This window comes from Halomonas sp. IOP_14, from assembly GCF_021021315.1.
Classification (GTDB): Bacteria; Pseudomonadota; Gammaproteobacteria; order Pseudomonadales; family Halomonadaceae; genus Vreelandella; species Vreelandella titanicae.
Map to the genome: position 1 here is coordinate 162,656 of NZ_JAINWD010000002.1, position 26,847 is coordinate 189,502.

General features: G+C 54.2%; 19 protein-coding genes. 8 read left to right on the forward strand and 11 right to left on the reverse strand.

Annotated elements, in window-relative coordinates; genetic code table 11:
- Positions 1-27 precede the first annotated feature (27 nt).
- The 3 genes from K7H09_RS02365 to codB all read right to left on the reverse strand — a co-directional run bounded on the left by K7H09_RS02365 (position 28) and on the right by codB (position 3,120).
- The gene (locus K7H09_RS02365) at positions 28-504 is read right to left on the reverse strand and encodes a YbaK/EbsC family protein (RefSeq protein ID WP_190374554.1); all 477 of its coding nucleotides are present in this window, start codon (positions 502-504) and stop codon (positions 28-30) included.
- A 77-nt stretch (positions 505-581) separates the two neighbouring features.
- Positions 582-1,835: a cytosine deaminase gene (gene codA, locus K7H09_RS02370; RefSeq protein WP_230803432.1), complete on the reverse strand. Its 1,254-nt coding sequence runs from the start codon at positions 1,833-1,835 to the stop codon at positions 582-584.
- A gap of 22 nt (positions 1,836-1,857) precedes the next feature.
- Complete coding sequence (gene codB, locus K7H09_RS02375) at positions 1,858-3,120, reverse strand: cytosine permease (RefSeq protein WP_230803434.1); 1,263 nt, start codon at positions 3,118-3,120, stop codon at positions 1,858-1,860.
- Between the two features lie 362 nt (positions 3,121-3,482).
- Here codB and K7H09_RS02380 point away from each other — a divergent pair, with 362 nt between their 5' ends.
- From K7H09_RS02380 to K7H09_RS02390, 3 genes are read left to right on the forward strand one after another with little or no spacing between them, the layout of a single operon-like run.
- On the forward strand, positions 3,483-4,844 hold the full coding sequence (locus K7H09_RS02380; RefSeq protein ID WP_230803438.1) for a diguanylate cyclase domain-containing protein: 1,362 nt from the start codon (positions 3,483-3,485) through the stop codon (positions 4,842-4,844).
- Between the two features lie 4 nt (positions 4,845-4,848).
- Positions 4,849-5,742 carry an amino acid ABC transporter substrate-binding protein gene (locus tag K7H09_RS02385; RefSeq protein ID WP_022521763.1) on the forward strand — a complete coding sequence of 298 codons (894 nt, stop codon included), beginning with the start codon at positions 4,849-4,851 and terminating at the stop codon, positions 5,740-5,742.
- A gap of 12 nt (positions 5,743-5,754) precedes the next feature.
- Positions 5,755-6,657, forward strand: a complete 903-nt coding sequence (locus tag K7H09_RS02390; protein ID WP_230803440.1) for an amino acid ABC transporter substrate-binding protein — start codon at positions 5,755-5,757, stop codon at positions 6,655-6,657.
- Between the two features lie 38 nt (positions 6,658-6,695).
- On the opposite strand, the gene K7H09_RS02395 is transcribed toward K7H09_RS02390, so the two are convergent.
- On the reverse strand, positions 6,696-7,319 hold the full coding sequence (locus K7H09_RS02395) for a TetR family transcriptional regulator (RefSeq protein WP_022521765.1): 624 nt from the start codon (positions 7,317-7,319) through the stop codon (positions 6,696-6,698).
- 180 nt (positions 7,320-7,499) lie between these two features.
- Here K7H09_RS02395 and K7H09_RS02400 point away from each other — a divergent pair, with 180 nt between their 5' ends.
- The 3 genes from K7H09_RS02400 to K7H09_RS02410 all read left to right on the forward strand — a co-directional run bounded on the left by K7H09_RS02400 (position 7,500) and on the right by K7H09_RS02410 (position 13,643).
- Positions 7,500-8,594, forward strand: a complete 1,095-nt coding sequence (locus K7H09_RS02400; RefSeq protein WP_230803442.1) for an efflux RND transporter periplasmic adaptor subunit — start codon at positions 7,500-7,502, stop codon at positions 8,592-8,594.
- A gap of 1 nt (position 8,595) precedes the next feature.
- A complete protein-coding gene (locus K7H09_RS02405; RefSeq protein ID WP_230803444.1) occupies positions 8,596-11,643 on the forward strand; it encodes an efflux RND transporter permease subunit in 3,048 nt (1,015 codons plus the stop codon).
- 296 nt (positions 11,644-11,939) lie between these two features.
- Positions 11,940-13,643, forward strand: coding sequence for a methyl-accepting chemotaxis protein (locus K7H09_RS02410; RefSeq protein ID WP_141440600.1), 1,704 nt, complete (start codon positions 11,940-11,942; stop codon positions 13,641-13,643).
- A gap of 71 nt (positions 13,644-13,714) precedes the next feature.
- Here the strand turns inward: K7H09_RS02410 and K7H09_RS02415 are convergent, their stop codons facing one another.
- From K7H09_RS02415 to K7H09_RS02435, 5 genes are all read right to left on the reverse strand, one after another.
- A complete protein-coding gene (locus tag K7H09_RS02415) occupies positions 13,715-14,578 on the reverse strand; it encodes an ABC transporter substrate-binding protein (RefSeq protein WP_138799332.1) in 864 nt (287 codons plus the stop codon).
- Positions 14,579-14,755: 177 nt separating this feature from the next.
- Positions 14,756-16,090 (reverse strand): NAD-dependent dihydropyrimidine dehydrogenase subunit PreA, encoded by a 1,335-nt coding sequence (gene preA, locus K7H09_RS02420; protein ID WP_230803445.1) that lies wholly within the window; start codon positions 16,088-16,090, stop codon positions 14,756-14,758.
- Positions 16,087-17,466 (reverse strand): NAD(P)-dependent oxidoreductase, encoded by a 1,380-nt coding sequence (locus tag K7H09_RS02425; RefSeq protein WP_230803446.1) that lies wholly within the window; start codon positions 17,464-17,466, stop codon positions 16,087-16,089. Before K7H09_RS02425 ends, preA begins: the two co-directional genes overlap by 4 nt.
- Positions 17,467-17,500: 34 nt before the next feature.
- Positions 17,501-18,940, reverse strand: a complete 1,440-nt coding sequence (hydA, locus tag K7H09_RS02430) for a dihydropyrimidinase (RefSeq protein WP_009285886.1) — start codon at positions 18,938-18,940, stop codon at positions 17,501-17,503.
- 62 nt (positions 18,941-19,002) lie between these two features.
- A complete protein-coding gene (locus K7H09_RS02435) occupies positions 19,003-19,869 on the reverse strand; it encodes a nitrilase-related carbon-nitrogen hydrolase (RefSeq protein ID WP_138799335.1) in 867 nt (288 codons plus the stop codon).
- Positions 19,870-20,486: 617 nt separating this feature from the next.
- Here K7H09_RS02435 and K7H09_RS02440 point away from each other — a divergent pair.
- A complete protein-coding gene (locus K7H09_RS02440) occupies positions 20,487-22,004 on the forward strand; it encodes an NCS1 family nucleobase:cation symporter-1 (protein WP_009285884.1) in 1,518 nt (505 codons plus the stop codon).
- Between the two features lie 14 nt (positions 22,005-22,018).
- On the opposite strand, the gene K7H09_RS02445 is transcribed toward K7H09_RS02440, so the two are convergent.
- Positions 22,019-22,921, reverse strand: coding sequence for a LysR family transcriptional regulator (locus tag K7H09_RS02445; protein ID WP_138799336.1), 903 nt, complete (start codon positions 22,919-22,921; stop codon positions 22,019-22,021).
- Positions 22,922-23,125: 204 nt separating this feature from the next.
- Between K7H09_RS02445 and K7H09_RS02450 the strand changes: the two genes are divergently transcribed.
- On the forward strand, positions 23,126-25,834 hold the full coding sequence (locus K7H09_RS02450) for a bifunctional diguanylate cyclase/phosphodiesterase (protein WP_027957025.1): 2,709 nt from the start codon (positions 23,126-23,128) through the stop codon (positions 25,832-25,834).
- On the opposite strand, the gene K7H09_RS02455 is transcribed toward K7H09_RS02450, so the two are convergent.
- Positions 25,831-26,847, reverse strand: coding sequence for a CobW family GTP-binding protein (locus tag K7H09_RS02455; protein WP_141440604.1), 1,017 nt, complete (start codon positions 26,845-26,847; stop codon positions 25,831-25,833). The genes K7H09_RS02450 and K7H09_RS02455 overlap by 4 nt on opposite strands.

Below are 26,847 nucleotides of genomic sequence, written 5' to 3' on the forward strand. Positions count from 1 at the left end.
CATCTTGAGTAGTGAGATGCTTGTGGGTTACTCCACCTTCTCCGGCAGCTTGCACACATCCACCCACTTGGCATTGACCAGCTCGGCCAATCGCTTGGGGCTTAGGCGTACGGCGCTAGTGGGCGAACCAGCGGCGGGCAGCACTTCGTCATAGGCGTGGAGCGATTCATCGCAGTAAACCGGCAGGTCGGTGGCGAGGCCAAAGGGACAAACGCCGCCAACCGGGTGGCTGGTGAGTTCCATCACCGTCTCGGCGTCAAGCATTTTGGCCTTGCCGCCGAAGGTATCGAGAATTTTGCGGTTGTCGATACGCGCATCGCCACTGGCCACAATGAGTAGCGGTTTGTCACCGACTTTGAACGCTAGGGTTTTGGCAATTTGACCTGGTGCTACGCCATGGGCATCAGCGGCAAGTTGTACCGTGGCAGTACTGGTTTCAAGCTCTTCGATGTTTACATCCGGCGCGTGCTCGGCAAAAAACTGGCGAACGGTTTCGATGCCCATCTTGGATTTCCTCGGTCATTAACATTCGTCGGTAACATTAGACGGTTCAATGACTAATCTAACGTGCCTTTGGTAGATTAGCCAAGCCACTGGGGCGTGGTGATTTTGGCAGGCTCGCGCTGCATGATGATCTCGCCGTGACGTACGGAAAGCAGCACTTCGCCTTGAGTGCGCAGCACACTGTAGTCATCCTCGCCCTCCAACAGGTTGAAGCTGGCGGGTTTGCCGACCTCGATACCATAACGCTCTTCAATATTGAGCGTGCGGGCGCTGTTATCGGTAATTAGTGAAAGCGCCTGGCTGAAGTCCTGATAGCCCATCATTTGGCAGATATGCAGGCCAAAATCCAGCGTTCGCAACAGCTTGCCATTCCCCAAGGAGTACCAGGGATCGAAGATGGAGTCCTCGGCAAAACAGACGTTAATGCCCGCTGCGTTGAGCTCCTTCACACGTGTCACGCCACGCCGCTTGGGGTAAGTGTCAAAGCGCCCCTGCAGGTGAATACTTTCGGTGGGGCAGGAGACAAAGTTAATACCCGAGCGTTTTAGCAGCAGAAACAGCTTGGAGCAGTAAGCGTTGTCGTAGGAGTGCATTGCTGTGGCGTGGCTAGCGGTCACGCGGCTGCCCAAGTCATTAAACAGTGCCTCGCAGGCCAATACTTCGAGAAAGCGCGAGTTGGGGTCGTCAATCTCGTCACAGTGCACATCCACCAGGCGGTCGTACTTGATCGCCAATTCGATCACTCGCTTCATGGAGGCCACGCCCAGCTCACGGGTGTATTCGAAGTGGGGGATGCCGCCCACCACATCGGCGCCGATCTCTAGTGCCTCCTCCATCAGCCGATCGCCGCCTGGGTAAGAGAGCAGGCCATCTTGAGGGAAGGCGACTACCTGAATATCAATTTTATCTTTTAACTCGTCGCGCAAGGCGCACAGGGTTTTAAGCCCAATCAGGCTAGGGTCGCTGGTGTCGGCGTGGGTGCGCACAAACTGAACGCCGTTGCCGATTAACAGGTTTAGGGTTTTAAGCGCGCGCTCGCGAATATCCGCTTCGGTGAGCATAGGCTTACGCTCGCCCCAGCGCTCAATGCCTTCAAACAGCGTGCCGCTCTGGTTCCAGCTTGGCTCACCTGCCGTAAGGGCGGCGTCCAAATGGATATGGGGCTCAATAAACGGCGCACAAATGAGCTTGGCGCCCGCATCAATCTGCCCTTCGCTCGCTGTTTGCGGCATGTCTTGCTCGGTAATCGCTGTGAACGTGCCGTTCTCAATCTCAAGTCGGTAAAGCTCAGGACGCTGGCGCAAACGGGCGTTAAGAATCTGCATGCTCATATAACAAGGCTCACTTATTTTATTACTTCGCAGTAGAGGGAAGCGTATCGCTCAGCGTAGCGTGGTTTAAACGAAGCAGCACGGCGTAGCTTCCTGCTGCCACTACAACACCTACCAGTGGTGGCAGTAACGGGGAGAAGTAAGCGGCCCCGGCGCCCAGCGCATACGCAGCTAACCCTCGGCGGTTGAAGTCGGGTAGTTGTGCTTTATCCAATGTGGGGTAGCGGCCTTTATGCTTGAGCCAAAAGTCCGCCATGATCACCCCGCCCATGGGCGGTATAAAGGTGCCGAGTAACACCAGAAATGGGATGAGTAGGTTATACATACCGCCCACCGCCAGCACGGTGCCAATCGCCGCGCCACCCACAGTGACCAGGCGGCGCTTTTCGGTGCGCAGCAAATTACAGCCCGCCACGGCGAAGTTGTAGATAGTGTTGTCCTGGGTTGTCCAGATATTCAGGAACAGCATCAGCACGGCGATGGTGACAAAGCCCTGAGCGATCAATACATCCACGATATCCGCCTGCTGGTAAATCATGGTGCCAAGAGCGCCGGTCAGCACCATTAAGCCGTTACCGACAAAAAAGGCCGCCAGGGTCGCGATCACGGCAATTTTCGGCGTTTTGGCGAAGCGGCTCCAGTTAGTCGCTTGGGTACCGCCGCTAATAAAGGTACCGATAATCACGGTAATTGCAGCCGCCACACTCATACTCTCCGTGGGTGTTTGCTGGCTTAACCCTGCAAAACCGCGCACATCCACCAGCCCCGTGAACAGGCTGATCAATATAAATAGCATCATGGCCGGGACAGCAAAGCGCGACAGCCAGTCCATACCTCTATAGCCAATCATGGCAGTCACGCAGAAACCAAACCCAAATAGCACCATTAAGGGGATTTCCAGCCATTCAGGCATCCCGGTGGTGCGTACTAACACTAGCGCAATCGTGGCAGTGCCCCAGGCGTACCAGCCGATCTGGGTAAAACCGAGAATAAAGTCGGAGAGTTTGCTGCCTTTTTCGCCGAAGCAGAAGCGTCCCATCAGCACCGAATTGAGTCCGCTTTTACAAGCAATATAGGCGAGGGCTGCCGCATACATCCCCAGCAGCAAGTTGCCAATCCCTATGATCCATAGCAGTTGGCCAATCGGAAAGGCTTGGCCTAACGTGCCGCCCGCCCACATGGTGGCGGTGAAAAACGTAAATCCAAGCAGTACTGCCGAGGTAGAAAGCAGGCCCTTGCGGGCACTGGTAGGGACTTCACTGAGTGGATAGTCAGAATGGTGCATCACGCTCTCCTAATATAAATCAGCAAACTTGTTAGCTACTTATAAAGCAAGAGATATGCCAAAAGGGTAGGGCAATAAGAATGATTACGCTTGTCATTTTTTAAGACATGCCCACTCATTTTAATGATACTTTAGTAAATAAAACCTAATTGTTTGTGTACGTTTGCCGAATAAAATAGTGGTCAAAAAAGCTTGTTTGTTAAAGAAATGGTCGCTCATTGTGATTACGTCCAGATACGCCCGCTGCAGCTATAGCCATGAAGGAATCGGAGTAGATGCCAGAACCCCAGCATAGGAGTGCTTCACTGCCTGCGGCTAAACTTCCTTGGCATCATACCCTGGTGGGTAAGGTGGTGATGTTTATGCTGATGGGCGTGCTGTTTGCGTATGTAACGGGGGCGCTGTCAGGTTTTTTTATGGTTGAGCGTGGGGCTCGGGAGCAGTGGTTGCGTGAAGCGCAGGTGAATGCCCAGATAGTGAGCGCGACTATTAGGCGTATTTATACGTCCGTGGCGGTTAAGACCGATGGCACGGGTCAAGTCACGCATATCATTTCCCAGCGCCCAATTGGCGATGAAGAGTCGGTTCTGGAAACTGGGTTTAGCCCGATTGATGTATTAGCGTTAGCAAGTGCACAAACACGTAACAACGTATGGCTGTTCACTAAGTCATCAGAAGGTTCTCTCACCGTAGTGGCTGATGCGCTTAACACACCATCAGACTCACCTGCCAACTTGGCAGTAGATACATGGCAAACAAAAGCGGATGCCGTTGATTTTTATGTTGGATTTGCCAGCATTGGCAATGAAGAGCACTTCATTAGTTCGCTGCCCATTGTTACTCCTGATGGTCAACTGTTAGGCGTGCTGGTAGCCACTATAGGCCAGAAAGGTGGGCTGTATCAGATGCGTAATGATCTGATCAGTAAAGCATTTGTAGCGCTACTGGTGGTATTGGTCGCAACAGCCCTGCTAGTCACTGTTTTGATGCGTCAGTTATTTACACCCGTGCCAGTATTAATTAAGTCGCTCACCGAAATCGCTAAAAACCAGACTGCTGACAGCACGCCTTATACCGACCGTAACGATGAAATTGGCCGGATGGCAAAGGCCATAGATGCGCTTCGTAAGAAAGTCATTGAGCGTGAACACTTACTTGAAGTTAAAGACGAAGCGCTGCGCTTTCAGCATCTTGCTCATCATGATGAGCTGACCAAATTGCCCAACCGCGTGCAATTAAATAATGCTTTAAAAACCGCTGTGCACTCACTGCTTCAAGGCGACGTATTTAATGTCATGCTATTTGATCTTGACCATTTTAAAGCAGTTAACGATAGTCTGGGGCACGCGGCGGGTGATGCTTTGCTCGTTGAAGTTAGTCAGCGGGTGCAGGGGCTGCTGACCGACGATGATTTGGTGGCGCGCCTTGGTGGCGATGAGTTTGCCATCATTCAACGCGTTGTGCGTAGTGCCACCAATGAGGCAAAAGTACTGGCAGAAGCAATTGTGTCTGTTCTACGTGAACCGTATCAGTTTAATAACCAGGAAATTAACATTGGAGTGAGTGTTGGCATTGCAACCGCACCCGCTGATGGCCGCAATAGCCACGATCTGCTACGTCACGCAGATCTGGCGCTCTATGCGGCCAAGGCGAAAGGGCGCGACCGCTATATGCTCTATGCCGCAGGGATGACAATGGATTCCGGGATCATCGAACAAAGGTAAGCCTATGAAGTGGCTAGTAGCGTTATTAATGACCAGTGCGGTGTGGCAAGGTGCCGCTGCTGGTGAGGAGATCGCCTCCTCGCCGACGTTGTCGCGTATTGTGTCTACTGGTGAGATTACTATCGGCCATCGTACCAGCGAAGCCCCCTTCTCCTACCTAGTTAATGACCAGCCAACAGGCTATGCGATCGACCTGTGCCTAAACGTCATCGAAGGTCTGGAGGAAACATTGGGCTTAGGTGATCTCAAGGTAAATTATGTGCCGGTAACGCCTGCAAATCGGTTCATATTAGTACGTAATGGTGAAGTGGATATCGAGTGTGGAGTGACCACCAATACCCCTGAACGTCGCCGTCAGGCCGCTTTTTCATACCCTCATTTTCTGACCGCAACGCGCTATGTATCCCTCGCCGAGCAGCATATGGACAGTTTGCAGGATTTGGCGGGCCGCAGCGTGGTATCAACAACGGGCACTATCAATATTGCCCAGCTCAACGAACTCAATCGCACCGAGGGGCTAGCAATATCGGTAATGCTAAGCCGTAATCATGAAGAAGCCTTTGATATGGTGGCTTCAGGACAGGCTTCCGCGTTTGTGATGGATGAGGTTTTGTTAGCAGGTTTGGTTTCGTCTGCCGTTGACCCTGCCGCTTTTCATATTTCTCAAGCAACACTGAGTAGTGCCGAGCCCTATGGCTTAATGATGCCGCCTGATGATCCTGTTTTTGTTGAGCTGGTCAATAAGGAACTGCGTAACATTTATCAGAGTGAAACTATTCACACTCTTTATGAAAAATGGTTTTTGCAGCCGCTCCCTCCCGATAACCGAGTATTGAACTTGCCGCTAGCGCCAGCGCTTGCCGCTATTTTCGCCAATCCTGAGCAGTACATAGAGTAGAGGAGGTGTGTTATGCGCCGAAGTTTATTGCTTGGGTGGTGTAGTTTGCTGGTAATGATGTCTGGTGGAGAGGCAGCACATGCAACGACACCTATCGATTCGCTTGAACGCATAGAAGCAACCGGCGTGTTAAGGGTTGGCTATGGTGATACAGCGCCATTCTCTTATTTAGATAATCAGGGTAACGTCGTCGGTTACTCTATCGATATTTGCCAACGTTTAGCGAAACAGCTGCAAGTGCAATTAGACCTGCCTTCTCTTGAAATAGCCTATGTGTACCGTACGCCCAGTAACCGGGTGCAACTGCTCAATAGCGGCGATATCGATATTGAGTGTAATGCCAGTACTAATACACAACAGCGGCGGCAGAGCGCGCAGTTTGCGCTTAGCCATTTCTTTGTCTCGGTGCGTTATGTGGCCCTGAAGGAAAATGGCTTTACCACCTTGGAGGACTTGGCCGGGCGTAGCGTGAGCGTGGCGCGTGGCACCGTCAATGTCAGCCAGATCAATCAGGTAAATCGAGAACGCCAGCTGAATTTATCGGTGGTGCCCGTAGGTACATTGCAGGAAGCGTTTGATTTAGTTGCTGATGGGCGCGTAGCGGCTTTTGCAATGGATGATATATTACTAAGCACAATGATTGCTGAGTCCCAACACCCCGACGCGTACGCGCTTTCCGAAGAAGCCATTACGTCGACAGAGCCACTCGGTTTTTTAATGCGATTGGGCGACGACGCCTTTGCAACTGAGGTGAATAAGGCTCTTGAGCATATTTATACCAGTCCCGAAATGTCGCTGCTTTACGAACGATGGTTTCAGCAACCTATTCCTGGCAAAGACATTACGCTTAATGTGCCGATGAGCACCGTATTGGCTGAGCATTTTATCGCCCCTTGCGAGATAAATGCAGATTAAGTGCATTAGATAAATATAGATTAAGATTTAGCGCAGGTTCATACGGTCTGAGTGTTAAATAAACCACGCATTAACGTTTCCACGATACCGCTGCTCTCATCCGCCAGAGAATGCTGCTGGGGATCCTGCAGCCAGTCGAAACAGACGCCAATCAAAAAGCCATGAAATTGGCGCCGGGCGCTGGCTGGGGTTAAGTCAGCGCGTAAAGTGCCAGCGATTTGGGCCTGTTCAAACAATTGCTCTACTCGCGCCTCTGCGTGCTCAGAGAGTCGAGTGATCATGCAAATCCGCGGGTGCTCCTCTTCCAGTTTCTCGCAGCGGTGCAATACGATGGTGGCTGCTCTCTGCAGTGGCAGGTCGTGGGAAATGGCTGCCAGCGAGCGTAGAGCAATGTCGCGTAAGCAGTCTGCCGGTGCTGAGCCTAGGTGTTCCACCACCTCATCGACAATTTCATCCAGAGGGACACGCACGCGTTCCAAGAGTGCATCGAACAATGCAGCTTTGTCTTCAAAGTGCCAATAAATGGCCCCTCGTGTCACGCCTGCTGCCTGGGCGATGTGCGCCAAGGTGGTACGCGAAACGCCTTGGGCTAAAAAGGTGGTCTCTGCCGCGTCCAGAATGATTTCTCGGGTACGTTCGGCGTCGGCCTTACGACGGGACATAGCGGCTCCTATTATTAAAATAAGCGGTATTTTGGCAGTGATGGATAGCAAAGTCGCGGGTGGGTGATTATTATACACCTCACTGACATTCATGAATGTCAGTGAGGTGACTATATTATTCAACTTGTACCCTGAATGCAGGTTTGAAAATCATCACTGACCGCCATCAAGGAGCTACTCGTGCCCGTTACTCTTCTCCGTTCACTGCCCATCATACTGGCTCTGCTTGTGCTAACGGGCTGTGAGCAACCCCAGGCGCAGTCGACTGATGCCACACGACCGGTAAAATTGATGACACTGCAGTCGGCAAATGCTACGGCCTTACGGCAGTTTCCCGCGCGGGTGGAAGCCTCTACGCGCAGCAATTTGTCATTTCGTATGGCCGGGGAATTATTGGAGCTCAATGTGAGCCCCGGCCAACCGGTGAGCGAAGGCGAGGTGATTGCGCGCATTGATGATCGCAATGTGCAAAGCGAGCTGGACAGCGCCCGCTCGCGCTTGGAGCTCGCCGAGGCAACGCTAGAACGCATGCGCTACACCCTGCAGCGTGGGGCAGTCAGCCAATCCCAGTTTGATCAGTCGGAAAGCGAGTGGCGGGCCGCCCGGGCCACCTTCGAACAGGCCCAAGAGCAGGTCGAGCATACAAAGCTACGCGCCCCTTACGATGGTGTGATTGCCCAGGTGCCAGTGGATAACCGCCAGATAGTCCAAGTTCAAGAAACGGTCGCGGTGATCCAACAGCCAGGGCAGCTAGACGTGGTGTTTCATCTGCCCGAGCAGATCGTGCAGCGCATACCGCGAAATAATGGAACGCCCTTCGGTGATGCGTTGGCGTTTGAAGTGCGCTTTGGTAATAGCGATAAACCCTATCTTGCCCAGCTAGCCTCTTACACCACCCAAGCCAGCGCACAGAGTTTGGCTTATGAAGTCACCCTAACGCTGCCCCAGCCGGACGATATCACCCTGTTAGACGGTATGAGTGCCAATGTGCGGCTCGATTTGAGTTCGCTGCAAACCGAAAATAGCGCCCCGCTGTGGCTACTGCCCACTGATGCGGTGAGCTATGCCGGTGATGATCCCGACCAGGCTCAGGTATGGCGCTTCGTCGAGCCAGAAAACGTTGAAGCGGTGCCGGTGGAGGTCGGTCGGTTAACCTCAAACGGCCTGGAAGTTAGCGGAAAGTTGGCAGCGGGCGATCGCGTTGTGGCGGCCGGAGCCCACCGTTTAACCGAGGACACCAGGGTGACCCCGTGGGAAAAAGAGCAGGGGCTTTAACATGGTCGACTACTTTCTACGCCACCGGGCGACCAGCTATTTAATGACTGTGGTGCTGCTGGCGGGTGGCGCGCTGTCGTTTTTGGGCATGGGCCAGTTGGAGTTCCCCGAATTTACCATTCGCAATGCGCTGATCACCACGCAGTACCCTGGTGCGACGCCTGAAGAGGTAGAGCAGGAAGTCACTTCGACACTCGAAGAGTCAATTCAGGAGATGTCATCGATCAAACGGGTTAGCTCGGTGAGTTCTGATGGCCTATCGCAGATCACCGTTGAACTCGAAAGTACGGTGCAGAACGAGGAGTTGGAGCAATTATGGGATTCGCTGCGCCGTAAAGTACAGGATGCCCAGGCCGCGCTTCCGCCGGGTGTGAGTCAATCTCGCGTAAATGACGACTTTGGCGATGTATTTGGTTTCATGGTCAACCTGACGGGCGATGGCTATAGCATGCCGGATCTGGCTGACCATGCTGATTTTCTCAAGCGCGAGCTCGCTTTGGTGAAGGGCGTCGCGAAGGTGTCGCTAAGCGGTGAGCACGAAGAGCGCATCTATATCGAAGTTGATCGCGAACGCCTGCGCGCACTGAATATTCCGTTAACACGATTACAGCAACTGCTTGAGACCCAAAATGCAGTGGCAGACTCAGGGCATCTTAAACAGGATGGCCGCCGTTTTCGTATCACCCCCACGGGCAGTGCGGCAGATATTGAAGCTCTGCGCGCCCTGATCGTCAGTGAGGGCGACGGTGAACTGGTGCGGCTGAGCGATATTGCCGATGTGAGCCGCGAGCTGGCGGAGCAGCCCCAGCAGCTTTACCGCGATATGGGCAGGCCGGCGATCTCGTTGGGCGTCTCCTTTGAAAGCGGAGTGAATGTTGTCGAGGTGGGAGAACGGCTACAGCAGCGTCTGGATGAACTGCAAACCCGCACACCACTGGGTATGGAGCTGAATGTCGTTTATAACCAGCCCCAGGTGGTCGATGACGCAGTATCCGGTTTCCTGGTCAGCTTGATCCAGGCGGTGGCTATCGTGATCGTGGTGCTGATGCTGTTTATGGGTTGGCGCAGTGGTCTGTTAATGGGCTTTATCCTGCTAATCACCATTATTGGCACCTTTATGTTGATGCGCTTTCACGGTTTGCAGCTGGAAAAAATCTCGCTGGGTGCGTTAATTATCGCCCTGGGAATGCTGGTAGATAACGCCATTGTGGTCACCGAAGGCATGCTGGTGGGGTTAAAGCGCGGCAGCACGATTCGTGATTCGGCGCATCAAGTGGTTCGCCAAAACGCCTGGCCCTTGCTGGCCGCAACGCTGATCGCGATTGCAGCCTTTGCGCCCATCGGTTTATCGCCAGACACCACCGGTGAGTTTATCGGCTCGTTATTTTTCGTGCTGCTCTACTCGCTACTGCTGAGCTGGATCACGGCGCTGACGTTAACGCCGTTCTACTTCAAGCTGTTTTTCCGCAATGTTGCCCCCGGCGATGGACAGGAAGACCCCTATAAAGGCGTGGTTTATCGTTTTGTAGGCCGCGTCATTATCACCGGTATTCGTTGGCGCTGGTTAACCTTGACGCTGATGGTGGCGATATTGGCCGGCGCGGTGGTCGGCTTTGGTTCGGTTAAAAATGCCTTCTTTCCGGCCTCTAATACGCCGATCTTTTTTGTCGATTATCGCACGCCGGAAGGTACCGATATTCTCGAAACCCAACGCCGCGTTAGCGAGCTTGAAAAGAGCGTGATGGAGATGGACGGCGTTCGCCACCTGACCACCACCGTGGGCGGTGGAGCGCAGCGCTTTACCCTCACTTATTCACCGGAAGACCGCTATGCAAGCTATGCGCAGTTGATTGTCGAAACCGACGATAAAGCGACTCAACACGACCGCATGGCTGACGTAGAGCAAGTGTTGGAGCGGGATCATAGCGATATTGACTACAAAATCGCCCCGTTGGAGGTCGGTCCTGCGCCCAAAGCCAAGCTAGAGGCGCGTTTCTACGGCAGCGACCCAGCGGTACTTCGCCAGTTGGGCGATCAGGTTGAGGCCATGTTCATCGATACACCGAATATGACCAGCGTGCGCACCAGTTGGCGTAACCGCGTGCAGGCGATTGAGCCCGTTTTTCTTGAAGATACTGCACGTAGGCTGGGTGTGACCCGTGAAGACCTGGCCAGCACCCTGGCGCTAAGTACCAGTGGCAGCCAAGTGGGCATTTACCGCGACGGCAGCGACCTGATTCCGATAGTGGCGCGGGCAATCCCCGCACAGCGTCACGATGTGGATAACCTAGGCTCACTTAACGTCTGGAGCGCAGAGCAAAACCGCTATATCTCCGCCGATCAAGTAATCGGCGATACCACCACACAGGTGGCGGATCCACTGATTATGCGCCGCAATCGCGAACGCATGCTGGCGGTGTATGGTGAGCCGGATCCGCTAAGCGGGGTGACCGCAGCCAGCGTATTGGCCGACATTCGCCCAAGGGTGGAGGCCTTGGATCTACCGGCAGGTTACCGGTTGGAGTGGGGTGGTGAGTTTGAGACCGCTGGCGAAGCGCAGAGTGGGTTATTTTCCTCACTGCCGCTGGGCATAGTGATGATGTTTATTCTCACTGTGGTGCTGTTCAATAACTTCCGCCAGCCGTTGGCTATCTGGTCGCTGGTACCGCTGACGATTATTGGCGTAGTGGGCGCGTTGTTGGTTACCGGGTTACCCTTCTCGTTTATGGCGCTGCTGGGTACGCTGAGCTTGATCGGCATGGTAATCAAAAATGCCATCGTGTTGGTAGAGGAGGTCAACGTGCAACTGCCGTTGCATCAAGACCGCTACCACGCTGTGGTGCGAGCTGCGGTCAGCCGCGTGCGTCCGGTCGCCATGGCCGCGCTGACCACCATGTTGGGCATGATCCCGCTAATTAGCGATGCCTTTTTCGCCAGCATGGCGGTCGCGCTGATCGGTGGCTTGGGTGTCGCCACGCTATTAACCTTAATCGTACTGCCGGTAGTTTACTGCGTGCTCTACCGGATTCGCATACATCCTGATCAATAACTCGAGCAGACTCCTTTCATCTTAGCCGTGGCCTTGACCAATCCACGGCTAAGATAGCCTCTGCAACGATATTCAATGCGCCTACCACTTCGCTCACTGCTGTTTGCAAATCGTTTCTATTTTCATTTGTGAAAATAATTTTCAAACTAGACTAAAGTCTATGCTGCCCAGGCCGATAGCAGTACCTCGTAAAAGATATTGGTCGATTTAAGTTAATCTAAAGCCGCTGGAAGTGCTCTAGCTAGATTATATAAATTGCCAAAAGCTAATGGATCTGGCCTGGAGGCATTCCGCATATGAATCGTGTACTTAGTAATCTATCCGTCAAACTGGGTTTAACCCTTGTTTTGGCCATCTTTTCATTATTAATAATAACCATTGCTTTTCTAGGCTATCAGGCAGGCGAAGAGGGCAGTACTTCGTTAAAAGAGCTTGATCTATCAGGTGATCGCACTTTAGCGCTTAGCCGCAGTCAACGATCCATAGCCTACGCTCAGCTTTTCTACGTTAGTAGCTTCGATGCGTTTGAGAAAGGTGATGCCAGTTCATTCCGTGACTACCTGGCTCGGGCCCAAGATGCTCAGCGAGTTGCGCAAGATTACTTTACAGAGTTTGAAGCCACCAAGCCTGAGTCGGCACTTTCTGATACCGTGACTGCCACCTATGAGAGCTTGATCCAACGGGGGATTATCCCCTTAGAGGAGGCATTGAATACGGGTAACAGCAGTCAGTTTAATACCGCAAGGGAAATGGTGAGTGACTTAAATCAGCAGTTAATTGAGGCTGTTAGTGCTTACAATGATCATCGGGCTGAACGAAACAAGTCGATGATTGCCGATTATGAGAGCGGCATGCAGTTTCTTACTTATATTGATATCGCTGTACTTTTGATTGCCGCGTTAATCGTTCTGTTTGTTCGCATCGCGATGGTGGGCTCTATTGTAAAACCACTAAACGAAGCAGTGGAGCATTTTGAGCGTATTGCCCAAAATGATCTCTCTGGTAAAGTAGATGACCGTGGTAGCAATGAGATCGGCAAGCTGTTTAGTGCTATGCAGCATATGCAAAGTAATTTGGTTAAAACCGTTTCTGAGGTACGCGATAGCAGCGGCTCGATTCATATCGGGGCGCGTGAGATTGCCAGTGGTAACTCGGATCTATCCTCGCGTACCGAGCAGCAGGCGTCTTCCCTGCAGGAAACCGCCGCCAGCATGGAGCAGTTAACCGCTACCGTTAAACAGAATGCTGATAACGCCCGCCAGGCCAGCCAGTTGGCGAACGATGCCTCAAGCACTGCAAGCAATGGTGGTGAAGTGGTTGAGCAAGTAATTACCACCATGCACGGTATTTCTAGCAGCTCGCAAAAAGTGGCGGATATTATTACCGTTATCGACTCTATCGCCTTTCAAACCAATATCTTGGCACTCAATGCTTCTGTGGAAGCAGCGCGGGCAGGCGAACAGGGTCGTGGTTTTGCCGTGGTGGCTAGTGAAGTGCGTAACCTGGCCAGCCGCAGTGCCGATGCCGCCAAAGAGATCAAAGCACTGATTGAGGCGTCATCCACCCAGGTGAAAGAGGGCTCAGCATTAGTCGAAAGCGCCGGTGCGACGATGCGGGATGTGGTCTCCTCTGTGCGCCGGGTGACCGATATTATGGATGAAATCTCCGCGGCTTCTCAGGAGCAGAGTTCGGGCATTGAGCAGGTCAACCAAGCGGTTGCCCAAATGGATGAAGTAACCCAGCAGAACGCGGCCCTGGTTCAACAGGCGTCGTCAGCGGCCAGCTCGTTGGAAGAACAGGCGGCGCGGCTTGAAAGCGTTGTCTCGGCTTTTCGTTTAACTGAGGGGGAGAGCCGTACGCAACACGCCCCGCTTACCTCGCCCCAGCACACGCCACAACACTCATCTCAACAGACACCAGCGCTGATGCGGCCAGCGACGCGTAGCCAAACCAGTAGCAAAACCGCGGCTAGCGCTGAAGATGATTGGGAAGCTTTTTAAGCCAGCGTTTCTCGCCGCTTAGGCTGCGTTCCCCCCTCCGCCATTGCTGTAAGAGGGGGGGGAGTGAGCGCTTAGTTACCTGACGAGTTTAGTGCTACTGCAACTTCTTCAACCTGTAGCGCCAGACTCTGCAGGCCGCCGCCGGAGAGGTACCACAGCGCGGGCGTTAGCATAATGACCCGCGCTTTCTCAGCTCCCGCATCTAAGAGCGTTTGCGCTAAGGCATCCGCGTCGGCGGGTTCATCGCCAATCGCGGCGCTGCGATCAATCACCAGTACGACCTGCGGATCAATTTCGCTAATCGCCTCAGGAGAAAGCGGGGTAAAGGTACGGGTACCGCGGGTTTCAGAAGTGACACTTTCGGGCATCGCTAATGCTGCAATGCCCAGTACGTCGTGAACGACCGGGTGCTGATTCAGCATCAGATTGCCGCCGTTGTGGGTTACCACCAGCGTGCGAGGAGCGTTGCTTAGCGCTTCGCGCTGGGTCTCAATCTCGGCATGCAGTGTACCAAGCGCCTCTTCGGCTTTGCTTTCCACTGCTAAACGACTCGCTAGTTCGCGTACATTGGCGTCAAAAGTAGCCAGGTAGTCGTCACCCTGTAGGCTGGTGTTGAGCAGCGGGGCGATTTCGCCAAGCCCCTCTTCCCACTCACCCTGGCGGCCAGTGTAAAGAATCAGGCTAGGCTCGCTTTCGCCAAGGGCATCCATATTCGGTGAGCGCAGGCCGCCAATATCGGTGACGTCATCGGCTGCATACTGCTCAAGATAGCCAGGCAGGCTGGCTTTCGGTACACCCACTACCTGCTCGTTTAAACCTAGTGCATCCAGCGTATCCAGGCTGCCTAAGTCGAAGGTGGCGATTCGCTGGTCGGCGCTCGCGGTGGCGCTGGCAGTTGCTAAGAGTATAGCGGTGGTAGTGGTAGCGAACTTCATTGGGTTTCCTTTTGTGAGAAAGAATTTTATATGCGATGTTTTCTCATGTTCTCAAGGATGCTGACTTTTGTCGCTACTGGGTGATGGAACAGTATGTTGCAGAAAACGCGACCGCCCTCACAAACTGAGGGCGGTGGGTAGCGCTAACGGCTGTTTAAAAAAAAGAGGGTAAAGAGGTTAAGAGGCGACCCGGAAAGGATTGCGTGGGTCGTTATCCCAGGCCAGGAAGGGTTGGCCGGTCTCCTGGGGCACCATGGTGATGCAGTTATCTACTGGGCAAGTGATCTGGCAAAGGTTACAGCCCACACACTCCTCTTCGATCACTTCATAGCGTCGCGCGCCGTCCTGCTCGGTGAGCTTGGCAATCGACTGGTGGGAGGTATCCTCGCAGGCGATATAGCAGCGGCCACATTCGATGCATAGATCCTGGTCGATCTTGGCGATGGTTTTGAAGTTGATGTCGAGGTGTTTCCAGTCGGTGGTTTGCGGTATTGCTTTACGGGAGAACGCCTCAATGGAGTCGTAGCCTTTTTCCGCCATCCAGCGAGAGAGGCCGTCTTTCATCTCCTCCACAATCCTAAAGCCGTTGAGCATCGCTGCCGTACACACCTGCACGCTGCCGGCACCTAGGGAGATAAACTCCGCCGCATCCCGCCAGGTGGAAATGCCGCCAATGCCGGAGATGGGCAGAGTTGGTGTGGCCGGGTCGCGGGCGATTTCCGCCACCATGTTCATCGCGATGGGTTTGACAGCGCTACCGCAGTAGCCGCCGTGAGTGCTCTGGTGGCCGACGGTGGGCTTGGCGACCATATTGTCCAGGTCGATACTGGTAATCGAGTTGATGGTATTGATCAGCGATACCGCGTCGGCCCCGCCGCGCAGCGCCGCCTGGGCACCGACGCGAATATCGGTGATATTAGGTGTGAGTTTGACGATGACCGGTTTGGAGTAGTGCTTCTTGCACCAGTAGGTGACTTTCTCGATCAGGTCGGGGTTTTGGCCCACCGCCGCGCCCATGCCGCGCTCCGGCATTCCGTGGGGGCAACCCAGGTTGAGCTCGATGCCGTCCGCGCCAGTGGCTTCCACTAGCGGCAGAATGTAGGCCCAGGCTTCTTCATTACAGGGCACCATAATGGAAACGATCAGCGCACGGTCGGGCCAGTCCTTTTTCACCTGAGTGATTTCTTTAAGGTTGATCTCCAGCGAGCGGTCGGTAATCAGCTCGATATTGTTAAAGCCGATCACCTCGCGGTTTTTTCCGTAGTGGGCTGAGTAGCGGGAGGAGACATTCACCGCAGGTGGCTCTTCGCCAAGGGTTTTCCATACCACGCCGCCCCAGCCAGCTTCATAGGCGCGTACCACGTTGTAGGCTTTATCGGTGGGCGGTGCAGAGGCCAGCCAGAATGGATTGGGGGCTTTAATACCGGCAAAGTTAACCGATAGGTCAACGCCATTGACCACGCTGTCACCGCTGTCTTTCTTACCCGGTGGTGTAAAAGTGAGTGTGTTCATGCGGCCTCCTGCTTGGCGACAAGCGCCTGATGAATGGCGTGAGCCGCCAGTTTGCCGTGTTGCACGGCCTGAACGGTAAGGTCTTGACCGGGCTTCACACAGTCGCCACCGGCATACACATTGGGCAGTGAGGTTTGGAACATCTCATTAACGTGAATGCGCTCGCCGTCCCGGGCAAGCTCAGCGGCGGTGGTATCGCTTAGGCTCGCGCCTTCGAAGCCTTGGCCGATGGCGGTGAAGACAGCATCGGCGGCGATCTCAAAGGTTTCTCCAGTAGGGGTTAAGCGGCCCGCTTGATCATGGGTCTTGGCAAAGCGCATGCCCGTCACGCGGCCTTGATCATCCAGCAGAATCTCGACGGGCTGGGCCCAGGTCACCATCCGCACGCCGTTGGCTTTGGCAATCTCTTGTTCATGGTCGGTGGCGGACATGGCTTCAATGCCGCGACGGTAAACCAGCGTTACCTCCGTAGCGCCTAAGCGGGCCATTTGGGTGGCCATATCGATAGCGGTATTGCCCGCGCCAATCACGATACAGCGTTTGGCCACCGCAAGGCTGCCCAGATCGTCGGTCTGGCGGAGAACCTTGATGTAGTCCACCGCAGGCATCAGACCGGGTGCTTGTTCCCCGGTTAAACCCAGGGCACGGCTAGCGCCCAGGCCCAAGCTGAGAAACACGCTATCGTACTGATTATGGAGCGTAGCAAGCTCCAGGTTTGCGCCCAGCCGTTGGTCGTACTGGATCTCGATGCCACCGATCTCAAGCAAGAATTCCACTTCCTTGCGGGCGAAGTCGTCGGTCATTTTGTAGCGGGCGATGCCGTGCTCGTTCAGCCCGCCAGGCTTTTGTTCGGCTTCAAAGATGGTCACCTGATGACCGAGCATCGCCAGTCGGTGCGCGCAGGAGAGCCCGGCAGGTCCGGCGCCGACCACGGCCACATGACTGCCGGTAGAAGTGGCGCGTTTGAAGGGGTGGCCGTCGAACTGCATGTGGTCGGTGGCATGACGCTGCAGCAAGCCGATCAGCACCGGCTGGCATTCGGCGTCGTGGTTGCGCACGCAGCTGCGCTCGCAAAGAATTTCCGTGGGGCACACCCGGGCGCAGCTGCCGCCTAAAATGTTGGCTTCCAGAATGGTTTCCGCCGCGCCGTTGATATTGTTCTCGCTGATCTGGCGAATAAAGCTGGGAATATCAATATCCGACGGGCAAGCTTCGACGCAGGGCGCATCAAAGCAATAGAGACAACGCTGACTTTCGATCATCGCCTGGCGATGGGTCAGCGGCGGATGTAGATCGCTAAAGTTGCTTGCCAGCGTATCCGGGTCGTAGGTGCCGACCTCTTTTGCGCTGGGTAGGTGGTTCAGTGGGCTAGTCACAGTAAAGCCTCCGCTGTTGTTATGGGCACAGCTGTTATCTTTTTACGGCCATCGGCGCATTCAGCTCGGCGCGCTTGGCCAGCAATTCGAAGACACCGGGGTAGGCGGGGCGCTCCAAATAGCGGCCCGCACCGCGCTCGGCACGCAGCTCACCATCCCGCCACACCCATTTGCCCTTGCTAATGGTGTGACGGGCAATGCCGCGCACCGTTTTGCCCTCGAAAATGTTGAAATCGACGTTCTGGTGGTGGGTTTTGGCAGAAATCGTCCGGGTGCCGTTGGGATCCCACACCACGATATCTGCATCGGAACCTACTTGAATCGCCCCTTTGCGCGGGTAGAGGTTGAAAATCTTGGCGGTGTTGGTCGATGTCAGCGCGACAAACTCCTGGGGCGACAGCTTGCCGGTGTTGACGCCTTCATCCCACAACACGGCGAGGCGGTCTTCCACGCCAGCGGTGCCGTTGGGGATTTTAGTAAAGTCATCCTTGCCCGCGGCTTTCTGATCGGCACAGAAACAGCAGTGGTCGGTGGCGGTGGTTTGCAGATTGCCCGACTGCAAGCCGTGCCAGAGCGCTTCCTGGTGGCCCTTGGGCCGGAAGGGCGGGCTCATCACGTGGGCAGCGGCGCGGCCCCAGTCGGTATCCTGGTAGACGCTATCGTCGATGAGCAGGTGCCCGGCTAAGCATTCGCCATAAACCGGATGACCCTGCTGGCGGGCGTAGGCAATTTCATCCACGGCATCTTTGGTGGACACGTGAACCAGATAGATCGGTGCGCCCAGGGTGCTGGCAATGCGAATCGCCCGGCTGGCCGCTTCGCCTTCCACCTGGGGTGGGCGCGAAAGCGGATGGGCTTCCGGCCCGGTCATGCCCTGGGCGAGCAGTTTTTGCTGCATGTGGTAGACCAGCTCACCGTTTTCGGCGTGAACCGTAGGCACCGCGCCTAGCTCCAGACAGCGCGAGAAGCTTTCCACCAGAATGTCATCAGTGGCCATGATCGCGCCCTTGTAGGCCATAAAGTGTTTGAAGCTGTTCACCCCGTGTTCATGAACCAGGGTGCCCATTTCCTCTCGCACGCTATCGTCCCACCAGGTAATCGCCACGTGGAAGGCAAAATCGGTGGCGGCTTTTTCCGCCCAGCCTTGCCAGGTTTCGAAGGCCTCAAGGAGCGACTGACCTGGCTGTGGGATCACGAAGTCGATGATCGAAGTGGTGCCCCCGGCCAAGGCCGCGGCGGTGCCGGTATAGAAATCTTCGCTGGCCACGGTGCCCATGAACGGCAGTTGCATGTGCGTATGGGGATCGATACCGCCGGGCATCACCAGTTGATCGCTGGCATCGACAATTTCACACCCTTCAGGGACATCTAGATCGGTGCCAATCGCATGGATTTTACCGTCGACACACAGTACGTCTGCGCGGTAGGTATCGGCGTGGGTGACCACGGTGCCGCCCTTGATTAATAAGCTCATCGTTCGCTCCTGTTGTTTTTAAATAGAAAACTTAACCAGCAACCTGTTTTTTACCAGCAGAATCATTCACCGTCGGTCAGGCGGGTATAGGTTTCCGGGCGACGGTCGCGGAAGAACTGCCAGTTGTTGCGTACCTCCCGCACCATGTCCAAATCGATCTCGTGCACCAGCAGCTCGTCTTCTGTTTCGCTGGCCTGAGCTTCGATTTTGCCGCGGGGGTTAACGATATAGCTGGAGCCGTAAAAGTCGCCGATGTTCCACGGCGCCTCGGTTCCAACTCGATTGATCGCAGCGATAAAGCAGCCATTGGCGGCGGCAGAGGCAGGTTGCTCTAACTCCCACAGGTATTGGGAAAGACCGGCCACGGTGGCGGAAGGGTTGAAAATCACCTCAGCGCCATTGAGAGCAAGCGCCCGCCAGCCTTCGGGGAAGTGACGGTCGTAGCAGATATACACGCCGATTTTGCCGTAGGCAGTATCGAACACTGGCCAGTTGGATTTTCCCGGCTTGAAGAAGAATTTTTCCCAAAAACCGGCTACTTGGGGAATATGGGTTTTGTGGTACTTGCCTAAGTAACTGCCGTCAGCGTCGAATACCGCTGCGGTGTTGTAGTAAACACCGGTTTCAGTCTCTTCATACACCGGCACGATGATCACCATGCGGTGCTCGGCGGCGAGCTTCTGCATCATCTGGCAGGTAGGGCCTTCCGGTACCCGCTCGGCGGCGGCGTACCACTTGCCGTCCTGGCTGGGGCAAAAGTAGGGCTGGTTAAACACTTCCTGGAAGCAAAGCACCTGCACGCCCTGGTCAGCCGCTTGCTGAATCATTGGCAGATGTGCCTCGTTCATGGCGTCGCGAATAGCTTCTGGTTCAAGGTCGGTGCTGGTTTTCAGGCCCATCTGAATCAACCCGATTTTCATCTTCTGCATGAGACGCTCCCTCTGATTGTTGATGTGTAGCGTATGTTTGTAGTGTTCTTGAAACTAGTTTTGTAAAGCTGACGAAATAGACAGCTTTTGTTGAAAGTAGCGCTGGGTAGGTGGTTTTAGCAAGTCTTTAAAGGAGATTTGTTAAATCGTCTTTAACTCATTGAGTTTGCTTATTTTTATTGTTCCATTTGGTGATATTCACTTTTTTGGTGAGGTCTTGCACTGTTTTGGATGGTTTTTTTATTCTTTTAAAATCATTGGTTTGGTATATTTCTAGCGAGTGTTTTTGGTTTTTTTCTGTTTTAAATTGGTGCAAATATTTTTTTTGATCTAGCTTTGTTTAGTTGGTTTTTGTTTTAGGTGGGGAAAATATAAAGATAACAAGCTAACAATAATAATGTTGTCCAGGAAGGCAGCTTTTTAATCAATGAGTTAATTGACCTGCTTTTTCAAGTAGGCATGCTTATTGCTTGTTTTCTAAAAGCTATGGTTTCTAAGAACGATGGTTTTGAAAAACAATGGTTTCTAAAAGCCATGATTTCTAAGCGCCTTTTTGAAAAGCTCCACTGGCCGTGGGAGCTAGGCAGCGCAATAACGCAATGCTGAGGAGATAAAAAATGACCGAAACAACCTCTCAGATGGTGGATCGAGGTGGGCTGATAGAGCTAGATGTAGGGGACGATGTACGCAGTAGTTCGCGCTTTAATGAGGATATTGCGCCTACCCAGGCCAGCGAGCGCACCTGGAGTAAGTGGAATATTGCGGCACTCTGGGTAGGCATGTCGATCTGCGTGCCCACCTACACCCTAGGCGGGGTATTAACCGCCTACTTCGGGCTGAGCGTGGGGGAGGCGTTGTTTGCCATTTTGTTGGCCAACGTGATCGTGCTGATTCCTCTTACCTTAAACGCCTTTCCCGGTACGAAGTTTGGTATTCCTTTTCCGGTGGTTTTACGCTCTTCGTTCGGTATTTTAGGTTCCAACGTACCCTGTCTGGTGCGCGCCCTGGTCGGCTGCGGCTGGTTTGGTATTCAAACCATGTTTGGCGGTTTGGCCATTCATCTGTTGCTCTCCGAGTTGATTCCCGCTTGGGCTGCGATGGGCGGTGTTGGTGAAGTCATCGGCTTTTTTGTCTTTGGTGCGATGAATCTCTATGTGGTGATTCGTGGTGCAGAGTCGATTAAATGGTTGGAAACCTTCGCCGCACCGCTGCTGTTAGCCGTTGGTGTTGGGCTGATGATATGGGCGTGGCCAAATATGTCGATGTCCGAACTACTGGCACAGCCGCCGTCGCGGCCTGAAGGGGCATCGGTATACGGCTACTTCTTCGCGGGCTTAACCGCCATGGTGGGTTTTTGGGCCACGCTGTCGCTGAATATTCCCGATTTCAGTCGCTTTGCCAAAAGCCAAAAAGATCAGATCGTTGGTCAGGTGATTGGGCTGCCGCTAACGATGTTTTTCTTTGCCGCACTCGGTGTCGTGTTAACCGCTGCTTCCGAAACGCTGGTAGGGGAAACCGTTGCCGACCCGGTACGTTTGATTGGCTATATCGACAGCCCCTTCTGGGTGGTACTGGCGATGCTGTTGATCATTATCGCCACGATCTCTACCAATACGGCTTCTAACATCGTGTCGCCTACCAACGATTTTCAGAACATTGCGCCCAAATTGATTAACCAGACGCGCGGCGTGCTGATGACTGGCGCGGTGGGCGTGTTGTTGATGGGCTACGATCTGCTGCAAAAAGCGGGCGTTATTCCGCCAGGGGTTTCTCTGGAGCAGATGTACTCCAACTGGCTGCTGGGTTACTCCAGCCTGCTGGGGCCCATCGCGGGCATCATGGCGGTGGACTACTTCCTGATCAAAAAGCAGCGTTTGGATGTGCCCAGCCTGTATATGGATAACCATGCTTATCCTGCGGTGAACATCGCGGGTTTTATCGCCTTTGGCGTGCCGGTGGCGCTTACGTTGCTATCGCTGTTAACTGGCACCATGAATTGGTTCTACGACTACGGCTGGTTTACCGGCTCGGCGCTGGGGGCAATTGTTTACTATGTGGCAAGCCAAGTGTTGGCGTCATCGCCCCAGGCGGGGCCAGCGCCGATAATGGCCAATGAGGCAACCGAGCAGCGTTAAACATACTGCCGGGTTTAGCTGCTTTTGATTAAGCGTAGAAACGCATCGACCACTCGGTTGGGGCGGCGGTCGTGGCGGGTGATCAGCACAAAGGGGATGCGGTAGTGCTGCGTGTTGGCATGCAACGCTCGCATCTTGCCCGCTGCCACCCACTGTGCAGCTACGTGTTCAGGCAGAAAGCCGATAAATCGCCCGGTAAGAATCAAAAAAGCGGCGCCTTCTCGGTCGGATGCTGAGGCACGAAGGCTTAGCGCATCATGCGCCTGTCGGGCCTCAACCGGTAGCGGATAGCGGGGTGAAATAGCCGAGTGTTGGGCGATATCTGCACAGCTAAGCGTATCATCATCCTCAGTAAACAGCGGATGGCCAGCCGCGCAGTAAAGATACGATGGCTCGTCGTAAAGGTGCCGCGCTTCTAAGCTGGTGGGCAGGTTCACTGCAGGCACTACGCCGACGTGCAAGTGGCCATCCATGACGCCTCTAATGACCGCGTCAGAAGGCTCCATATGAATGTGCAGCGTTACCTCATGCTCCGGCGCGCTAAGCTCTGCCAGGGCGTTGGTCACGTGCATGGCGGGTAGCGTTACCAGGTTGTCGGTGATGCCGATATTCAGCTCGCCTTTGATCGTTTGATGCAGCGCGTTAACGTCGCTTTTAAACGTTTCAAGCGCGGTCAGTAGCGTTAACCCTGCCTGATAAATCTCTTTACCCTCTTCGGTTAAACTAAACCCGCCACGCCCCCGCTGGCAGAGCGAAAACCCCAGCCTCCCCTCCAAGTCGTTCATGTGTTGGCTAATCGCCGAACGACTAATGCCCAGCGTGGTTTCCGCCGCGGTAAAGCCACCGCACTCAACGACCGTCTTAAAAATACGGATTAGGCGTATCTCGTAGTCGCTCATTTGGCCCAGCGATGCCATAACAATTTCCTGGTAGATTGGCTATCCATGCATAACGTCACGCTTTTCAGGGCATTAACGGTGATAAAAACTGATATACATCCTAAAAGCACCGCGGCACTATCGGATAAAGCCACGTGTCAGCGCGTGTTATGTATCATTTTTAGTTACTTTTTACACTGTATCAGGTGTCCCCCTGGGTTACCTGAATAAGGCTTCTGCGCGATGTCCGCTACCTCCAATGATGTAAATGATGATGTATTGAAAGCCACCAAGACTTATCGCCAACAGCGCCGCCATGTGATTGCGCTATATCTGCTAGCACTGCTTGTCATGATGGTGCTTTTCGGCTGGCTGCTGAGTGAACAGTATCGGCAAGAAATTGAGGCCGCCGAGTCGCGGATTACCGCCCGCGCTAATGTGGTTGCTGAGTGGGCAAAAGGCGTATTTGCACAAAGCGGGCAAGCGCTTTTTGGGCTTGCTGAGATGCTAACCCTGCAAGGCATGCCAGATAGCGATAATGCCCAGGCCCTTCAGCGCTCGCTAGAAAACCTGACCCTGTATGTGCCCATGGTGGACGAAATCGCTGTGTTGAGCGCTGAAGGTCGAGTAATGGCGAGTGGCCGCAGCAGCCGAAGAGCAGGTGCTGATATCAGCGATACGACATTGTTTAATGCCTTTAAGCAAGCAGGACAAGAAGAACTGATTACCCCGCTTTACTGGTCTATCAGTGACCAACGCTACTATTTGTACCATGGTCGACGATTAGAAACCTCGTCCGGCGAGTTTGCTGGGGTGGTCATCTCTAGCATTGTACCTGAAGTGTTTGCCGACGCCCTGGAGCAGATGAGTGTCTATGACGGCGAGAGCATTGCCCTGGTCGACCCCGGATTAAAATTTATTGCTCGCTACCCGACCCCCGAAAAGCCATTTTCGATTGGCAGTCAAATTGAGAGTCCAGAAACGGCCGAGTGGCTTACCCGTGGTGAGTCCACATGGTCAATCAACATTGACTCACCTATTGATGGCCGAAAACGGCTGTTTCGCATGCTGAGAGTAGGCGAGTATCCGATGCTGGCTGTGGTTGGCGTTGATCTTCACGAATTGCTCTCGGCCTGGCGGCAGCGTGCTTTGATTTTAATGTTGGTGACGGCAGTGATTGCCCTGCTGGGTGCTTGGGGGGCGCGCCACTACCTGAATCGTTTAGCGTTGTCGCATCAACTGCGTCAGCGTATTGAGGAGCGTGAACAGGCTCGTGCCGAGGCCCAAATCGCTGCTGCCGCCTTCCAGACGCACTTAGGCATCCTTATTACCGATCCACAGGGCATCATTCTTAAGGTGAATGAGACCTTTAGCCGCATTACCGGCTATAGCGAAGCGGAGATAGTGGGTAACAATCCGCGCATGTTTAGCTCTGGGCTACAAAACGCCGCCTTTTACCGCCGTTTATGGAAGCGTGTTATCAAAACCGGCAACTGGGAAGGCGAGATATGGAACCAGCGTAAGAATGGTGAACTGTTTCCCGAGTGGCTAACCATTAGCGCTGTCTACAGCGTTGAGGGCACCTTAACTCACTACGTGGCCACCATGAGCGATATCAGCGAGCGTAAAGCCGCTGAGCAAGAGATTCATCAGTTAGCATTTTATGACACCTTAACCGGGTTGGCCAACCGGCGGCTGTTTATGGATCGCATAGGTAATGCCCTTAAAGAGCTTCAGCGCCATCAGCGTTGCGGCGCACTGCTATTTATCGATATCGATAACTTTAAGCAAATCAATGACACTCTGGGGCACTATGCGGGGGATCAAGTATTGCAGAGCGTTGCTCGGCGAATGGGGCAGATGTTGCGCGATACCGATACCTTGGCGCGGCTGGGAAGCGATGAATTTGCGGTATTAATCGAAGGCGTGGATAGCAATTACGCTCAAACCACCCGGCTGGCAGAGCGTATTGCGCACAAGCTGCTGGCAACTCTTAACGAATCAATCACTCTGGCCGAAGAGAGCATCACGGTGACGGGGAGCATTGGTATTGCGATCATGGCCAGCAATGAGTACGGCGTGGATGACTACCTGCAGCAGGTAGATATGGCGCTCTTTCAGGCTAAGAACAACGGCCGCCATGGCGTGTGCTTTTTTGACCCCTCGATGCAGGCTGCGCTTCTGGCCCATGTGAAATTAGAAGCGGATCTGCGCCAAGCGCAGGCCAGCCAGCAGTGGCAGCTCTATTATCAGCCCCAAGTGGATCACCATGGCGTGATCACTGGCGTTGAGGCGCTGCTGCGCTGGCATCATCCTGAACGCGGCATTGTTTCACCAGGCGATTTCATTCCGCTGCTGGAAAGCAATGAGCTGATAAATGATGTAGGCGAATGGGTATTGGAAGATGCCTGCTATCAATTAGCGCGTTGGGCGCAGCATCCACGGCTCAGCAAACTGACCATATCGGTGAATATTAGTCCGCTTCAGTTTCGCGATGAGCAGTTTCTGGCTCGTGTAGAGGGGGTGTTTGCGCGCACTCAGGCGCCGCTTCAGCGGCTAAAACTGGAGGTGACCGAGTCACTGTTTGTGGAAGCGCGAGACGACGCCAGAGATAAAATGCTTGCCCTTAAAGCGCGCGGTGTACGCTTCTCTCTGGATGATTTTGGCACCGGCTACTCGTCCCTGGCCTATTTAGCGCAACTGCCGCTGGATCAACTGAAAATTGACCAATCCTTTGTGCAGCAGGTGCTCGAAAGCCAAGCCAACGCAGCGATTGTCGAGAGTACCATTGCCCTGGCAGAGAGCCTCAATCTAGAGGTCATTGCAGAAGGCGTAGAGACCAAAGCGCAGCAGGCGTGGCTACTGGCGCACGACTGTCACGCTTATCAAGGCTATCTGTTTGGGCGGCCGGTTACTGCAGAGGCCATCGAGAGATTGATTACGGGCGCTTAACCCAGCGTCAGTAAGCGGAGTTGGCCTTCGATATCGAGAGCGGGGCTCGTATCGGGAAGAATAACTTCCAGCCGGGAGTCTTGCCGCCACGCGCTGCTTTCAACGCTCAGCGTACCTCCGGCGCGGTTAAAGCGTTTCCAGCCGCTATCGGTATGAAACACGCCTTTAATGCGTGCCTCTCTGGGGAGTTCTCCCAAACAGGTGGCCAAGCTATCCAGGTCGAAGCGCTCGCTTGGGTGCCAACGTAACCCCGTACTGGTGTAGCCCAGCGAAGTGCCGGTTTCACGCTGGGGCTTGCCGGGCGGGGGCGGAAAATCAAAAAAAGACCCGGCTAAGCTGGGTGTTGCCGCCAACTGTTGATGGTTGGCGGGTACGCTGATATCGCTCCCTTCGGCGCGTCCGCTCTGGGTCAACAGTCCTATGGGGAGTTCGCCTTGGGGAGCTTCCTGCACCCATTTACGCGGCGGCCAGCGCTGTGCCACAAACGCATGAGCGGCGCCGAGCTGCTCGGGCGTGCTCTGGTCGAGCATGGTGAGTGCCACGGCATCGGCCATATCGAGCTGGTCGCGGAAGGTGTCGTGCGTTCGGGAACGGGCGTCATCTAATCGGCGTGGGTCGAGAGTAGCAATAATATCGCGTACCTCGACCACTTCCTGGAAGGCTTCCCCTCGCAGTAGATCCAACAGACCTGCCGGGTGGCCAAGGCCTGAAGGCTCGATGATGACGCGATCAGGCTTGCTGCGTGCGAGTAAATTCACCAGCGCCGCTTGCAGTACAAAGGCGAGCTGGCAGCAAAGGCAGCCGCCGGGAAGGCCTTTCACCACCACATCGTCACGGGCATCAAACATCGCCTGGTCGATGCCGATTTGGCCAAACTCGTTGACCAAAATGGCCCAGGTTTCATCCACAGGCTTCTGTTCGATGAGGCTGTGTATAAGCGTTGTTTTACCGCTGCCTAGAAAGCCGGTAATGATATGCACCGGCACTTTTGCCAACCGCTCTGACGCTGCCAA

What these genes read in the sequence shown, in the direction of transcription:
- K7H09_RS02365 (WP_190374554.1), bottom strand. Translation starts at nt 504, where the DNA reads ATGGGCATCGAAACCGTTCGCCAGTTTTTTGCCGAGCACGCGCCGGAT.
- codA (WP_230803432.1), bottom strand. Translation starts at nt 1,835, where the DNA reads ATGAGCATGCAGATTCTTAACGCCCGTTTGCGCCAGCGTCCTGAGCTT.
- codB (WP_230803434.1), bottom strand. Translation starts at nt 3,120, where the DNA reads ATGCACCATTCTGACTATCCACTCAGTGAAGTCCCTACCAGTGCCCGC.
- K7H09_RS02380 (WP_230803438.1), top strand. Translation starts at nt 3,483, where the DNA reads ATGCTGATGGGCGTGCTGTTTGCGTATGTAACGGGGGCGCTGTCAGGT.
- K7H09_RS02385 (WP_022521763.1), top strand. Translation starts at nt 4,849, where the DNA reads ATGAAGTGGCTAGTAGCGTTATTAATGACCAGTGCGGTGTGGCAAGGT.
- K7H09_RS02390 (WP_230803440.1), top strand. Translation starts at nt 5,755, where the DNA reads ATGCGCCGAAGTTTATTGCTTGGGTGGTGTAGTTTGCTGGTAATGATG.
- K7H09_RS02395 (WP_022521765.1), bottom strand. Translation starts at nt 7,319, where the DNA reads ATGTCCCGTCGTAAGGCCGACGCCGAACGTACCCGAGAAATCATTCTG.
- K7H09_RS02405 (WP_230803444.1), top strand. Translation starts at nt 8,596, where the DNA reads ATGGTCGACTACTTTCTACGCCACCGGGCGACCAGCTATTTAATGACT.
- K7H09_RS02410 (WP_141440600.1), top strand. Translation starts at nt 11,940, where the DNA reads ATGAATCGTGTACTTAGTAATCTATCCGTCAAACTGGGTTTAACCCTT.
- K7H09_RS02415 (WP_138799332.1), bottom strand. Translation starts at nt 14,578, where the DNA reads ATGAAGTTCGCTACCACTACCACCGCTATACTCTTAGCAACTGCCAGC.
- preA (WP_230803445.1), bottom strand. Translation starts at nt 16,090, where the DNA reads ATGAACACACTCACTTTTACACCACCGGGTAAGAAAGACAGCGGTGAC.
- hydA (WP_009285886.1), bottom strand. Translation starts at nt 18,940, where the DNA reads ATGAGCTTATTAATCAAGGGCGGCACCGTGGTCACCCACGCCGATACC.
- K7H09_RS02435 (WP_138799335.1), bottom strand. Translation starts at nt 19,869, where the DNA reads ATGCAGAAGATGAAAATCGGGTTGATTCAGATGGGCCTGAAAACCAGC.
- K7H09_RS02440 (WP_009285884.1), top strand. Translation starts at nt 20,487, where the DNA reads ATGACCGAAACAACCTCTCAGATGGTGGATCGAGGTGGGCTGATAGAG.
- K7H09_RS02445 (WP_138799336.1), bottom strand. Translation starts at nt 22,921, where the DNA reads ATGGCATCGCTGGGCCAAATGAGCGACTACGAGATACGCCTAATCCGT.
- K7H09_RS02450 (WP_027957025.1), top strand. Translation starts at nt 23,126, where the DNA reads ATGTCCGCTACCTCCAATGATGTAAATGATGATGTATTGAAAGCCACC.